At 70.2% G+C, this 14,813-nt stretch carries 8 protein-coding genes and 1 pseudogene; 5 read left to right on the forward strand and 4 right to left on the reverse strand.

Annotated features, from left to right (window positions below; all coding sequences use genetic code 11):
• The first annotated feature begins 657 nt into the window (after nt 1-657).
• The 4 genes from OG199_RS25365 (at nt 658) to OG199_RS25380 (ending at nt 10,403) form a co-directional block, all read left to right on the forward strand.
• Entirely contained in the window at nt 658-5,598 is a 4,941-nt protein-coding gene (locus OG199_RS25365) for an NAD-glutamate dehydrogenase (protein WP_405831397.1), read from the forward strand.
• Between the two features lie 138 nt (nt 5,599-5,736).
• Nucleotides 5,737-6,273 carry a GtrA family protein gene (locus OG199_RS25370; protein ID WP_401810429.1) on the forward strand — a complete coding sequence of 179 codons (537 nt, stop codon included), beginning with the start codon at nt 5,737-5,739 and terminating at the stop codon, nt 6,271-6,273.
• Nucleotides 6,274-6,336: 63 nt separating this feature from the next.
• Nucleotides 6,337-9,255: a CDP-glycerol glycerophosphotransferase family protein gene (locus OG199_RS25375; protein ID WP_405834663.1), complete on the forward strand. Its 2,919-nt coding sequence runs from the start codon at nt 6,337-6,339 to the stop codon at nt 9,253-9,255.
• Nucleotides 9,252-10,403: a glycosyltransferase gene (locus tag OG199_RS25380; RefSeq protein ID WP_356803511.1), complete on the forward strand. Its 1,152-nt coding sequence runs from the start codon at nt 9,252-9,254 to the stop codon at nt 10,401-10,403. Before OG199_RS25375 ends, OG199_RS25380 begins: the two co-directional genes overlap by 4 nt.
• 69 nt (nt 10,404-10,472) lie before the next feature.
• Here the strand turns inward: OG199_RS25380 and OG199_RS25385 are convergent, their stop codons facing one another.
• Nucleotides 10,473-11,285, reverse strand: coding sequence for an ABC transporter ATP-binding protein (locus tag OG199_RS25385; protein WP_401810443.1), 813 nt, complete (start codon nt 11,283-11,285; stop codon nt 10,473-10,475).
• Nucleotides 11,286-11,289: 4 nt separating this feature from the next.
• Nucleotides 11,290-12,204, reverse strand: coding sequence for an ABC transporter permease (locus OG199_RS25390; RefSeq protein ID WP_356808253.1), 915 nt, complete (start codon nt 12,202-12,204; stop codon nt 11,290-11,292).
• 173 nt (nt 12,205-12,377) lie between these two features.
• Between OG199_RS25390 and OG199_RS25395 the strand changes: the two genes are divergently transcribed.
• The gene (locus OG199_RS25395; protein ID WP_405831400.1) at nt 12,378-13,034 is read left to right on the forward strand and encodes a TetR/AcrR family transcriptional regulator; all 657 of its coding nucleotides are present in this window, start codon (nt 12,378-12,380) and stop codon (nt 13,032-13,034) included.
• 175 nt (nt 13,035-13,209) lie between these two features.
• Here OG199_RS25395 and OG199_RS25400 read toward each other — a convergent pair.
• Together OG199_RS25400 and OG199_RS25405 are read right to left on the reverse strand one after the other, a co-directional pair.
• Nucleotides 13,210-14,143: pseudogene (locus tag OG199_RS25400) on the reverse strand (ADP-ribosylglycohydrolase family protein).
• Nucleotides 14,140-14,793, reverse strand: coding sequence for a TetR/AcrR family transcriptional regulator (locus OG199_RS25405; RefSeq protein WP_405831402.1), 654 nt, complete (start codon nt 14,791-14,793; stop codon nt 14,140-14,142). The pseudogene OG199_RS25400 and the gene OG199_RS25405 overlap by 4 nt, the downstream one beginning before the upstream one ends.
• Nucleotides 14,794-14,813: the final 20 nt, after the last annotated feature.

Consider the following 14,813-nt stretch of genomic DNA (forward strand, 5'->3'; position numbering starts at 1 on the left):
CGGGCGGGGTCTGCCAAGGGGGCGTGCAGGTGTTTCGGGCGCGGAGTGGCGGCCGGCCGGGGCACCGCGGGGTGGGCCGGCCGCGGGCCACTCGTGGCCGGTCGTCCGGTGGTCGTCCGGGTCGTGCGGTTCCCCGCGTCCCTCCAGGGGCTCGCAAGCCGTGCCCACGGCCCGTACGGGGCCCGCGCCGAGGGCCCCCGTGGCCCGCACTGCACGTTACCGCCCCTTTCGTCCCTGTGCAGACTGTCAAAGTTCGACCCCCGGTTTTGTACACATACGGCTCATGACGAGTCCGGGGTGAGGAGCGATAGCCTGGTGGCGTGATCAGCGCGATATCTCGCGGGGGCGCCGTCGCCCCTGCCCCGCGCCCGGAGACCACGGACGACATCCGTGACCGGGCGTCAGTCGCTGACCTTCGCGGGCGGGACGGAGCGGCAAGCGCACTCCGTATGCCGATGACACCCCGTGGACGGACGTCGCCGAGAGCAGCGTCACAGTCTCCAGGGATGCCGAACATGGCCGATATCCCCCCGCTCATCTCTCCATGCGGCATAGCGTCGGACCAGACCGGACACCCCGCGTCACGGCGTCACGTCGGAGAAGAGACCGTACTTCCTTCTACGTCACGCAATGGCGCGCGACAGGAGCCAGAGGACAATGCAGACCAAGCTGGACGAAGCAAAGGCCGAGCTGCTCGAACGGGCCGCCCGGGTAGCTGAGAACAGTCCGGTCGGGGGGCACCTACCGACCGTGAAGACGGGCGGGGGCACCCCGGACCGGGAGACCGTGCTCGCGTTCCTCCAGCGCTACTACCTGCACACCGCCCCGGAGGACCTGACCGACCGCGACCCGGTCGACGTCTTCGGAGCCGCCTTCTCGCACTACCGACTGGCCGAGAACCGCCCCCAGGGCACGGCCAGCGTCCGGGTGCACACGCCCACCGTCGAGGAGAACGGCTGGACCTGCAGCCACTCCGTCGTCGAGGTCGTGACCGACGACATGCCCTTCCTCGTCGACTCGGTCACCAACGAGCTGTCCCGGCAGGGGCGCGGCATCCACCTCGTCATCCACCCGCAGGTCGTCGTCCGGCGCGACGTGACCGGCGAGCTCATCGAGGTGCTGCCCGGCCGGCCCGTCGCCGACGAGCTGTCGCACGACGCGCACATCGAGTCCTGGATCCACGTCGAGATCGACCGCGAGACCGACCGGGCCGACCTGAAGCAGATCACCGCCGACCTGCTGCGCGTCCTGTCCGACGTCCGCGAGGCCGTCGAGGACTGGGAGAAGATGCGCGACGCCTCGCTGCGCATCGCCGAGGAACTGCCGGCCGAGCCGACCGCCGGGGACCTGCGCGACCGGGAGGTCGAAGAGGCCCGTGAGCTGCTGCGCTGGCTCTCGGACGACCACTTCACCTTCCTCGGGTACCGGGAATACGAGCTGCGCGACGACGATGTGCTCGCGGCCGTGCCCGGGACCGGGCTCGGCATCCTGCGCTCCGACCCGCAGCACGCCGGCGAGGACAGCCACCCCGTCAGCCCCTCCTTCGAGCGGCTGCCCGCCGACGCCCGCGCCAAGGCCCGTGAGCACAAGCTCCTGGTGCTCACCAAGGCCAACAGCCGCGCCACCGTGCACCGGCCGTCCTACCTCGACTACATCGGCGTGAAGAAGTTCGACGCCGACGGCAACGTCGTCGGCGAGCGGCGCTTCCTCGGCCTGTTCTCCTCGGCCGCCTACACCGAGTCCGTACGGCGCGTTCCCGTCGTCCGCCGCAAGGTCGAGGAGGTCCTCAGGGGCGCGGGCTTCTCGCCCAACAGCCACGACGGCCGCGACCTGCTGCAGATCCTGGAGACGTACCCCCGCGACGAGCTCTTCCAGACGCCCCCCGACGAGCTGCGCTCCATCGTCACCTCCGTGCTCTACCTCCAGGAGCGGCGGCGGCTGCGGCTCTACCTGCGCCAGGACGAGTACGGCCGCTACTACTCGGCGCTCGTCTACCTCCCGCGCGACCGCTACACCACCGGCGTACGCCTTCGGATCATCGACATCCTGAAGGAGGAACTCGGCGGCAGCAGCGTCGACTTCACGGCCTGGAACACCGAGTCGATCCTCTCCCGGCTGCATTTCGTGGTCCGGGTCCCGCAGGGCACCGAGCTGGCGCAGCTCAGCGACGCCGACAAGGACAGGCTCGAGGTGCGGCTCGTCGAGGCCGCCCGTTCCTGGGCCGACGGTTTCGCCGAGGCGCTGAACGCCGAGTGCGGTGAGGAGCGCGCGGCCGAGCTGCTGCGCCGTTACGGCGGGGCCTTCCCCGAGGGCTACAAGGCCGACCACACCCCGCGGGCCGCCGTCGCCGACCTGGTCCACCTGGAGAAGCTCACCGACGACGACACCAAGGACTTCGCGCTCAGTCTGTACGAGCCGGTGGGCGCCGGTCCCGGCGAGCGCCGCTTCAAGATCTACCGCACCGGCGAGCAGGTCTCCCTCTCCGCGGTCCTGCCGGCCCTCAACCGCCTCGGCGTCGAGGTCACCGACGAGCGTCCCTACGAACTGCGCTGCTCGGACCGTACGACGGCGTGGATCTACGACTTCGGGCTGCGTCTGCCCAAGTTCCTGAACGGCAACGGCGACTACCTCGGCGACGACGGCCGCGAGCGCTTCCAGGAGGCCTTCGCCGCCACCTGGATCGGCGAGGCCGAGAACGACGGGTTCAACGCCCTCGTGCTGAGCGCCGGACTGACCTGGCGGCAGGCGATGGTGCTGCGCGCGTACGCCAAGTACCTGCGCCAGGCCGGGTCGACCTTCAGCCAGGACTACATGGAGGACACCCTCCGCAACAACGTCCACACCACCCGGCTGCTCGTCTCGCTCTACGAGGCGCGGATGGCGCCGGAGCGCCAGCACGCCGGTGTCGAGCTGACGGACGCCCTGATGGAGGAGCTGGACGCCGCCCTGGACCAGGTCGCCTCGCTCGACGAGGACCGGATCCTGCGCTCCTTCCTCACGGTCATCAAGGCGACGCTGCGCACCAACTTCTTCCAGCAGGCGCTGGGCGGCAAGCCGCACGAGTACGTCTCCATGAAGTTCGACCCGCAGGCCATCCCGGACCTGCCGGCGCCGCGCCCCGCGTACGAGATCTGGGTGTACTCGCCGAAGGTGGAGGGTGTGCACCTGCGGTTCGGCAAGGTCGCCCGCGGAGGTCTGCGCTGGTCCGACCGGCGGGAGGACTTCCGGACGGAGATCCTCGGGCTCGTCAAGGCGCAGATGGTGAAGAACACCGTCATCGTGCCGGTCGGTGCCAAGGGCGGCTTCGTCGCCAAGCAGCTGCCCGACCCGTCCGTGGACCGCGACGCATGGCTCGCGGAGGGCATCCGCAGCTACCGGACCTTCATCTCCGCGCTGCTCGACATCACCGACAACATGGTCGCCGGTGAGATCGTGCCCCCCGCGGACGTGGTCCGGCACGACGAGGACGACACCTATCTGGTGGTCGCCGCCGACAAGGGCACCGCCACCTTCTCCGACATCGCCAACGAGGTCGCCCAGAGCTACGACTTCTGGCTCGGGGACGCCTTCGCCTCCGGCGGTTCGGCCGGTTACGACCACAAGAAGATGGGCATCACCGCCCGCGGTGCCTGGGAGTCCGTCGAACGGCACTTCCGGGAGCTGGGCGTGAACACCCAGACCGAGGACTTCACCGTCGTCGGTGTCGGTGACATGTCCGGTGACGTGTTCGGCAACGGCATGCTGCTCAGCGAGCACATCCGGCTGGTCGCGGCCTTCGACCACCGGCACATCTTCCTCGACCCGACCCCGGTCGCGGAGAGCTCGTACGCCGAGCGCCGCCGCCTCTTCGAGCTGCCGCGCTCCTCGTGGGCCGACTACAACACCGAGCTGATCTCCGCCGGCGGCGGGGTCTTCCCGCGGACCGCCAAGGCGATCCCGGTCAACTCCCACGTCCGCGAGGCCCTCGGCATCGAGTCCGGGATCGCGAAGATGACCCCGGCCGACCTGATGAAGGCGATCCTCCAGGCGCCGGTCGACCTGCTGTGGAACGGCGGCATCGGCACCTACGTCAAGGCGTCCACCGAGTCGCACGCGGACGTCGGTGACAAGGCCAACGACGCGATCCGGGTCGACGGAGCCGACCTGCGCGTCAAGGTCGTCGGCGAGGGCGGCAACCTGGGCCTGACGCAGCTCGGCCGGATCGAGTTCGCGCAGCACGGCGGCAAGATGAACACGGACGCCATCGACAACAGCGCGGGCGTGGACACCTCCGACCACGAGGTGAACATCAAGATCCTGCTCAACGCCGTGGTGGCCAACGGGGATCTGACCGTCAAGCAGCGCAACAAGCTGCTCGCCCAGATGACCGACGAGGTCGGCCGTCTGGTGCTGCGCAACAACTACGCGCAGAACGTGGCGATCTCCAACGCGCTCGCCCAGTCCGGGAGCATGCTCCACGCCCAGCAGCGCTTCCTGCGCCACCTGGTCAGGGAGGGCCACCTCGACCGGGCCCTGGAGTTCCTGCCCAGCGACCGGCAGATCCGTGAGCGGCTCAACTCCGGGCAGGGCCTGACCGGTCCTGAGACGGCCGTCCTCCTCGCCTACACGAAGATCACGGTCTCCGACGAGCTGCTCGCCACCTCGCTGCCCGACGACCCGTATCTGCAGAGCCTGCTGTTCGCGTACTTCCCGACGGCGCTGCGGGAGAAGTTCCGCGAGCAGATCGAGGGACACGCGCTGAGCCGCGAGATCGTGACGACCGTTCTGGTCAACGACACGGTCAACACGGGCGGTACGAGCTTCCTGCACCGTCTGCGCGAGGAGACCGGCGCCTCCCTCGAGGAGATCGTCCGGGCGCAGACCGCGGCCCGCGAGATCTTCGGGTCGAGCACGGTGTGGGACGCGGTGGAGGCGCTCGACAATGTCGTCGCCGCCGACGTCCAGACGCGGATCCGGCTGCACTCCCGCCGGCTCGTCGAGCGCGGTACGCGCTGGCTGCTCAACAACCGGCCGCAGCCGCTCCAGCTCGCCGAGAACATCTCGTTCTTCCGTGAGGGGGTCGCCCAGGTCTGGGACGAGCTGCCCAAGCTGCTGCGCGGCGCGGACCTGGAGTGGTACCAGCGGATCTTCGACGAGCTGTCCGGTGCGGGCGTGCCGGAGGAACTGGCCACCCGGGTGGCCGGGTTCTCCTCGGCCTTCCCGACGCTGGACATCGTCGCGGTGGCCGACCGTATGGGCAAGAACCCGATGGCCGTCGCCGAGGTGTACTACGACCTCGCCGACCGCCTGAGCATCACCCAGCTCATGGACCGCATCATCGAGCTTCCGCGTGCCGACCGCTGGCAGTCCATGGCCCGCGCCTCGATCCGCGAGGACCTGTACGCGGCCCACGCCCTGCTCACCGCCGACGTCCTCGCCGTCGGCAACGGAACCTCGACCCCCGAGCAGCGCTTCAAGGCCTGGGAGGAGAAGAACGCGGCGATCCTGGGCCGCGCCCGCACCACTCTGGAGGAGATCCAGGGCTCCGACTCGTTCGACCTCGCCAACCTGTCGGTGGCGATGCGCACGATGCGGACCCTGCTGCGGACCCACTCGTAGTACGTTCCCGACGCTCCTGGGGCGCCCCCGGCCGACAAGGCCGGGGGCGCCCCGTCTTTCTTGCCGATCTCTCGTGGACCTCACGGAAAAACCGGACTTGGATTTTACCTATTGCTGATAAAAGGGACAATTGTGACCGTGAATCTCTCCGAGGGGTGGGCCCGTATCGGGCGCCGGGCCCCCGCGCCCGCCCAGCCCTCGCCCGCCGGTCCTCGCGGTCCCTTCGCGCGGACCCGTCGCATCGCTCTCGAAGTGGTCAAGTTCGGAGCCGTCGGCGGGAGCGGTGTCGCGGTCAACTTCCTGGTCTTCAATCTCCTTCTGCACGGCCTGAAGTGGCCCCCGATGGTCGCCACGGTCATCGCCAGCTGTGTCGCCATGGGCACCAACTACCTCGGCTTCCGCTTCTTCGCCTACCGCGACCGGGCCTCGCGCACCCGGCGGCAGATCTTCCTGTTCTTCGTCTTCAGCGGCATCGGCGTCGTCATGGAGAGCGCGCTCTTCTACGTCGCGTACCACGGCCTGGGCATGAGCGGTCCGCTCGGCTCCAACCTGGCCAAGGCGCTGTCGATCGTGCTGGCCTCGGCCTTCCGGTTCCTGGTGTACCGGACGTGGGTGTTCGAGCAGACGAAACGCGACGGCCAAGAGCTTGCCCACGACCCGCAGCTGCCCGGGTGACACACGGATGGAGCAGTCACCTGTGTAGTTTCATAGGAAATGTCTACCCTTGACAGGGTGAAAGTGGATCAGCGCTGCGCGCCCGACGCATCCGGGACCGGGCCCCCCGGAACCGGAGCCGTACCCGCCGTGTCCGTGGTCGTGATCGTCTACAACGACGAGGACAGGCTGCCCACGGCCGTGCACTCCGTCCTCGACCAGACGCTGCGGAGCGTCGAGGTCGTCATCGTGGACGACCGGAGCACCGACGGCTCGTACCCGGCGGCGCAGCGGCTGGCCGCCGCCCACCCGGACCGGGTCCGCGCCTTCCGGCTGCCCGAGAACAGCGGCGGCTGCGGAGCCCCGCGCAACCACGGCATCCAGCAGGCACGCGGCGACTACGTCCTCTTCCTCGACAGTGACGACGTCCTGGAGCGCAACGCCTGCCGCAACATGCTGGAGGCCGCCGAGAACACCGGCGCCGACCTCGTCTCCGGGCTGTGCGTACGGGTGCACGTCGACTCGCGCACGCGCAAGGAGGTCAAGTGGTACCCCTGGCTGTACGAGCGCACCCGCACCCTGGAGTCCGTCTCCGAACTGCCCGACCTGCTGGTCTTCGACACCTTGTCGACCAACAAGTGCTACCGCAGACGGTTCCTGCTGGACGAGGGACTGGAGTTCCCGGTCGGCATCCACTACGAGGACCTGCTCTTCTCCGCCCAGGCGTACGTGGCCGCCCGACGGATCACCCTCATCCCCAACCGGGTCTACGACTGGCGGATCGTGGACCGGCCGGGGACGACGGCGGCGAGGTCCATCAGCAACCGGCGTGACGAGATCGCCAACTTCGCGCACCGCATGGAGATCCACCGCCGGGTGGACCGGCTGCTCGCCCGGCACGGACTGCTGGAGCTGAAGTTCGCCAAGGACGTCAAGTGGCTCAAGCACGACCTGGTCCTGCACCTGCGTGAGCTGCCGTTCCGGGACGCGGCCTACCGGCGGGAGTTCGCCGCGATCGCCCGCGCGTACCTGGAGTCGATCGACCGCGCCGCCTTCGACGAGACCGAGCCGATCCAGGCGATCTGCGCCTACCTCCTCCACGAGAGCGACTGGGACAACCTGCTGCCCGCCGTGGACACACTCATCAACCGCGACAAGATCTCCTCGCCGCTCGTCGAGCGCGCCGGACGCGTGTACTGGTGCGCCCGGCACATCGAGGACGACTCCTTCGGCCGGCACGTCCTGGACGTCACCGAACTGGGCTACCACACCAAGCCGGTCGAGAAGATGTTCCTGCGCAACGCGCTGACCCTCTACGAGGAGCGCGCCGGCACCGTGCGGCTGGCCGGCCGCATCACCAACCCGCTCGGTGTGATCCCGCCCGGCGCCCGGCTCTCCGCCCAGCTGGAGTTCTACGCCCGGCGCAAGGGGGTGCGCTTCCAGACCTTCCGCTTCCCCGTGGCCGAGGTGCGGCACGAGGGCGAGACCATCGACTGGGAGGCCTCGGCAGACCTCGCCAAGGGCGTGCGGCCCATCGGCATCGTGGACGCCGTGTGGGACGTACGCGTCCACCTCGACGTCGACGGTGCCCGGACCACGACCCGGCTCACCGCCGCCGAAGCCGGACCGCCGGCCGGCGGGCTGCCGGTGCGGCCCCGCCTCACCCGGCTGGTGGCCGACCGCATGGAGCCGGAGGTCTCGGCGCGCGGCCATCTCTCCTTCCGGCTCGTCCCGGGCAAGAAGGCCGACGAGCTGGTGCGACGCGGGATGCGCGGAAGGGCCGCACGGCGCGTCAAGTCCGGCTACCGCAAGGCCAGGGCACGGCGCAGGGACCTCGCGTCGGGACGCTCCAAACTCCGCCTCTACCACAAGGTGTTCAGCCGTCTCCCGCACAGGAAGGGCCTCGTCGTCTTCGAGAGCCACCTGGGCCGGCAGTACAGCGACAGCCCCAAGGCCATCTACGAGGAGATGCGCAGGCAGGGGCTGAAGTTCGAGGCCGTGTGGGCGTACGCGGGCAGCCCCGACGGCTTCCCGGCCGACGCCACACTGGTGCGCCGCTGGTCGCTCCCGTACCTCAAGGCGCTGGCACAGGCCGAGTTCTGGGTCGACAACCAGAGCTACCCGCTGAAGCTCACCAAACGGCCGGGGACCACGTACCTGCAGACCTGGCACGGCTCCGCGCTCAAGCGCATGGGCTTCGACGAGCCGGGGTGGAAGGTCAGGTCCCAGGCCGCGCAGGCCGCACAACAGCGCACCCTCGACCGCTTCGACCGGTTCCTGATCCGCTCCGAGCACGATGTACGCACTCTCGCGCGGGCGTTCCGACTCCAGGAGCGGACTCTGCTGCGGGTGGGCTATCCGCGCAACGACGCGCTGGTACGGGCCAGGAAGCGCGCGGAGGCGTCCGGAGGCCGGCGCGAACCGGTGATCCTGGCCGCCGAGTTGGGCATTCCGTCCGACAAGGAGGTGCTGCTCTACGCGCCCACCTTCCGGCAGCACGGGCGCAAGCGGAAGCGGTTCGAGCTGCCCTTCGACGTGGAGCGCTTCGCCGACACCTTCGAGGACCGGTACGTCCTGCTGGTCCGCTCGCACTACCTCAACCACGTCGTGCTCCCGCCGTCCGTGCGCGGCCGCGTCATCGACGTCACGGACCACCACGACGTGACCCCGCTGCTGACCCTCGCCGACGGCCTGATCACCGACTACTCGTCGGTGATGTTCGACTACTCCCTCCTCGACCGCCCGATGTTCTTCTTCACGTACGACTACGAGGAGTACGTGCACGAGAACCGCGGTACCTACTTCGACCTTCTGGAGCGGGCCCCCGGGCCGGTCGTCCGCACCGAGGACGAACTCCACGCCGTCCTCGGGTCGCTGGAGGACCAGAGGGTGAAGTTCGCGGCCCAGCGGGAGCGGTTCGCCGCCGACTTCAGCGAGTTCGACCGGGGGAACGCCGCGCAGAGCGTCGTCGACCAGTTCTTCGCCCACTGGAGGCGCACGTGACCGCGGATCCCCGGCGGGACATCTTCTTCGTCTCCAACAGTGTCGACGAGCTGGGCGGGGTGACCAGCTGGTCGCACCAGATGGCCCGCCTGTTCACCGAGCGCGGCCATCGGGTGAAGGTCATCGGCATCACCGACCCCGAGGTCCCCCAGGAGCTCGGCGAACTCCCGTACCCCACTTTCACGTTGTACGACGTCCACCCGCCGCGCGTCGGCCCCGCGCGCGGCATCAGGGGACGGCTCGACCTGGCCGAGCGCAGGCGGCGTGCCGAACGGGCGGCGGGAATGCGCGAGCAGGCCGCCAAGCTGAGCGTGCTGTTCCGGTCCGCGCGCCCCGGGGCGGTGGTGATCGTCACCCAGGTGTGGGCGATGGAGTGGGTGAAACTGGCCGACACCACCGGTCTGACCGTCATCGGCATGAGCCACGAGTCCTTCGCCTACTCGCGGGTGACCTCGCGCTTCGGGCGGGTGCGGCGGCACTACCGGGACGTGGACCGGATGCTGACGCTCACCCGTGAGGACGCCGACCTGTGGATCAGGCAGGGCCTCGACAACGCGTCCTTCATGCCGAACCCGATCCCGTTCATGCCCGAGGTGCCCTCGCCCAGAACCGCGAAGGTGGTGGTCAGCGTCGGCCGGCTGACCGACCAGAAGGGCATCGACATGCTCCTCGACACCTGGGCCGAGGTCGCGCCGCGCCACCCCGACTGGCGTCTGCGGATCTACGGCTCCGGGGAGGACGAGGAGATCCTCCGGAAGCAGTGCACGGCCCTGGGTCTCGACGACTCGGTGGAGTGGATGGGCGCGACCACGGACGTGCCGGGCGCGCTGCGGGGCGGCTCCGTCTTCGTGCTGTCCTCGCGCGGCGAGGGCTTCCCGCTCGCCGTCATGGAGGCCATGGCGGCGGCCCTCCCGTGCGCCGCCTTCGACTGCGCGCCCGGCGTGCACGAGATCGTCCGCGACGGCGAGGACGGTCTCCTCGCCACCCGGGGCAACACCGGGGAACTCGCCCGCCGCCTCGACACACTGATGTCCGACAAGCGGCTGCGCGACCGTATGGGCGAGGCGGCCCGCGTCAACATCCAGCGCTACTCGACGGACGAGATCGTGCGCAGGTGGGAGGAGCTGTTCGCGTTCCTGGAGCGCTAGCGGTGAGCGCTGAGGCCCGGGCCTGTCCGGCCCGGGCCTCAGCGCCGCTTCCCCCTACTTACCCGTGAACTACTTGCCCGTGAACTTCTCGTACTCCTTGAGGACCTCTTCGGTCGGCCCGTCCAGACGCAGCTCACCGCGCTCCAGCCAGAGCACGCGGTCGCAGGTGTCGCGGATCGACTTGTTGTTGTGACTGACCAGGAAGACGGTGCCCGCGCTCTTGCGCAGCTCGCGGATCCGCTGCTCCGAGCGCTTCTGGAAGGAGCGGTCGCCGGTGGCGAGGGCCTCGTCGATCATCAGTACGTCGTGGTCCTTGGCGGCCGCGATGGAGAAGCGCAGCCGCGCCGCCATGCCGGAGGAGTAGGTCCGCATCGGCAGCGTGATGAAGTCGCCCTTCTCGTTGATGCCCGAGAAGTCGACGATCTCCTGGTAGCGCTCCTTGATCTGCTCGCGGGACATGCCCATCGCGAGCCCGCCGAGGTAGACGTTCCGCTCGCCCGTGAGGTCGCTCATCAGCGCCGCGTTCACGCCGAGCAGGGAGGGCTGGCCGTCGGTGTAGATCCTGCCGTTCTCCACCGGGAGGAGCCCGGCGACCGCCTTCAGCAGGGTCGACTTGCCCGAGCCGTTGGTGCCGATCAGGCCGATGGCCTCACCGCGGTAGGCGGTGAAGGAGACGTTCTTGACGGCGTGCACCTTGCGCACGCCCGCGGCCTTCTCGGACTGCTTGCGGCGCAGCATGCGGTTCAGCGCGGCGGTGGCGGAACCCCGCCCCGCGCCGGTGCCGTTGACCCGGTAGACGATGTCGACCCCGGCGGCGACGACGGTGGGGATGAGAGTCGCCGCGGGGACCGCGTCCTGCGGCAGGCCGGATTCCTTGGTCAGGGTGTCAGCCACGTCCGTACGTCTCCTCGGCCTTCCAGAAGTAGATGAAGCCGCCGGCCCCGGCGAGCACGGCCCAGCCGATCGCCACCGCCCACACGTGCGGCGGCAGTTGGTGGGCGTGGAAGCTGTCGATCAGCGAGTAGCGCATCAGGTCGATGTAGACGGCGGCCGGGTTGCTCTCCAGCGCGACCATCACCCAGCGCGGCAGATCGTCCTTGCTGAGCACCTTGTCGATGCTCCACATGACGCCGGAGACGTACATCCAGGTACGCAGCACGAACGGCATGAGCTGCGCGATGTCCGGGGTCTTGGCGCCCATCCGCGCCATCACCATCGCGACGCCCGCGTTGAAGGTGAACTGCAGCACCAGGACGGGCACGGCGAGCAGCCACGACGCGCTGACCGGAACGCCGAAGCAGAGCAGGATGACGATCAGCGCGACCATCGAGAACAGCAGCTGCTGGAGCTGCTGGAGCGCGAAGGAGACCGGCAGCGCGGCCCGCGGGAAGTGCAGGGCCCGCACCAGGCCGAGGTTCCCGGAGATGGCCCGGGTGCCCGCCATGATCGAGCTCTGGGTGAAGGTCCAGATGAAGACGCCGGTGACCAGGAACGGGATGTAGTCCGGCACACCCTTCTTGGAGCCGAGCAGCACACCGAAGATGAAGTAGTAGACCGCCGCGTTCAGGAGCGGGTTCATCACCTGCCACACCTGGCCGAGCTTCGCCTGGCTGTACTGGGCGGTGAGCTTGGCGGTGGCGAAGGCGGTGATGAAGTGGCGCCGCGCCCACAGCTGACGGACGTACTCGCGCAGGGTCGGACGCGCGCCGCTGACGCTGAGGCCGTACCGGGCGGCGAGCGCCGCGGGATCGTCGGCCGGGGGGACCGGCGTCGGGGGCGGTGTGTGGAGGACCTGGCTCACATCCGCTGCTTTCGCTCAGGGGGTGGGATGCGCGGTCCCGTCCTTGACGTTTTCCCCACTGGGTCTTTGCCAGTAGCTTACGTCGGGACGGGACCGTATCGTCGCAACGGGAGCGTAGAGCTTCGGAGCGTCGGAACGCAACCGTTTCGTCGCTACGGCCTATGCTGGTCCGTATGACGACGAACGCCGACACCACGAGTGCCGCCGCGGGTGCGGAGAGTGCTGCCGGGAAGGCCCCGCGTCGTAGGGCTCCCGCCGGTGCGGCCGTGCTGCGGGAGGACGTGACCGAGGCGATCCGGGCCGCCGTCTTCGAGGAACTCGCGGCCGTCGGCTTCGCCCGGATGTCCATCGAGGGCATCGCGCGTCGCGCGGGCGTCGGAAAGACGGCGGTGTACCGGCGCTGGCGCTCCAAGCTGCACCTGGTCCTCGACCTCGTCTCCGCCATAGCGGTGCAGGGCCTGCCCGCCCCGGACACGGGTTCCCTGGAGGGCGACCTGCGTCTGCTGTACGAGGTCACCTCGCGGGCGCTGCGGCACCCCGTCGTCGGCCAGATCATCCCGGACCTCCAGGCCGAGGCGGCGCGCAACCCCGACATCGCGGACGCCCTGCAGAAGGCGCTGCGGGAGGGCCAGCAGGGAGTGGCGAGCGGGATCGTGGCGGCGGCGGCCGCGCGGGGCGAGGTGGACGAGGGGATCGACCTGGAGCTCGCGCTCGACCTGATGTCGGGGCCGCTGTACTGGCGCGCGGTCGTGGTCCGTGGCCCCAAGCTGCCGAAGGGGTATCTGGCGAGCCTGGCCCGGTCGACGGCGGCGGCGCTGCGGGCGTTGTAGCGGGCCCGTACCCGCGACGGGGTGGGGATTCCGCGCGGCCTCGGCGGCGCCGGCCCGTATGGTCCGCGCGGTCCTGATGACGCCGACGTGTACGGTCCCCATGGTCTCGACGGTGCCGACGCGCACCGTCGGCGCGGCCTCGGTGCTGTTGGTGCGCGTGGTCCCCGGGCCCGGTTCACTCCGCCAGGCGCCGGGCGAGTGTGCCCAGTTCCGCCGCCCGCAGCACCCGCCCGCCGAAGCCCGGCAGCGGCACGTGCAGCGGCTCGATCCACCGTCCGGGGATGCCGTCCGCCCCGTACACGGCCCCCGCCAGGCCGCCGGTGACCGCGGCGACGGTGTCCGTGTCACCGCCGAGGTCGATGGCGGCGCGTACGGCGGGCCTCGTAGGAGTCCGTGTTCCGCAGCGCCCGGACGGCGGAGCCGAGACACGGCCACACGGCGCCGTTGAACTCGGTCGCCCGGTCGGGATGCCAGTCGTCGGCGAGAACGGCGGCGTAGCGGGCCCGGTGGTCCGGGTGCACGGCCAGCAGCGCCGGGGGTACGGCGGTGAGCGGATCGCCGCCGTCCAGCGCCACCCGGACCAACTCGTGGAACACCGCGGTGCCTTCCCGGGCCGCACGGTCGCCGTGGGTGAGCGCGGCGATGCGCCGGGCGGCCTCCATGGTGGCATCCCGCCCGTGCCGCGCGAAGTACACGGCGGAGGTGGCGGCGCGCATCAACGACCCGTTGCCCGCCGCCCGTTGACTGATCTGGAAGTGCAGTCCGGCGGCGAGGTCCCAGGGGTCCCCGCTGCCCGGCACGGCCTCGGTCCGCAGCCCGATGTCCTTGGGCTCCGCGGCCGCCCACCGCTGGAACCTCCGGAAGATGTCGGGGAGTTCGAGGCCATCCCGCGCCAGCAGTGACTCCCCGACCAGCACGGCCATCTGGGTGTCGTCGGTCGCCTCGCCCGGCTCCCACCCGCCGCCGCACATTTCCCCGCCGTGGCCGGGCTGCGGGAAGCGTGCCGAGAACGCGCCCTCGGGCCCGAACTCGAAGGGCGCGCCGAGCGCGTCGCCCACGGCGGAACCCAGGACGCTGCCGAGGGCGCGGAGTTCACGGGGCCCGGTCATCGGGGCAGGGTACGGGGCTGTCCGGGGAGGGTGGGTCGGTGGGGGGCCGGGTGGTCGGGTGCGCAGCCGCGGAGTGTGTGGGCGATGACGTCGTCGAGGTGGGTGTCGAGGGTGTCGGGGGGCAGGGTGCCGCTGACGGCGAGGCTGGCGAAGCCGTGGAGGGTGCTGAACATCGGGACGGCGATGGCTTCGAGCGGGGCGTCGCGGACCTCGCCGGTGCGGCGGCCTTCCTCGATGAGCCGGGCGGCGAGTGCGGCCATGCCCTGGGAGGCCTGGACGAGGGCTTCGGAGGCGGCGGGGTCGTGCTTGATGGAGAACATGAGGTCGAGGAGTTCGGCGTTGGCGGTGGCGAAGCCGACGTAGGCGCGGGCGAGGGCGCCGAGGCGGTCGGCGAAGGAGTCGCCCGCGGTCTCCTGTGAGGCGGCCAGGGTGGTGCTCAGGCGTTCGAAGCCGGTCAGGGCCAGCGCGTCCAGCAGGGCCTGTTTGTCCTTGAAGTGGCGGCTCGGTGCGGCGTGGCTGACGCCCAGGTCGCGGGCGAGCTCGCGCAGCGAGAGTGCGGCGGGCCCCTTCTCCCTGAGGGTCTCCTCGGCGCGGGCCAGCAGGGCGGCGCGCAGGTCGCCGTGGTGGTAGGGGCGGGGGCGGGTCTGCATGGGCGGCAGTCTATCCGGTA

The sequence above is a fragment of the Streptomyces sp. NBC_01176 genome (assembly GCF_045039825.1).
Lineage (GTDB): Bacteria > Actinomycetota > Actinomycetes > Streptomycetales > Streptomycetaceae > Streptomyces.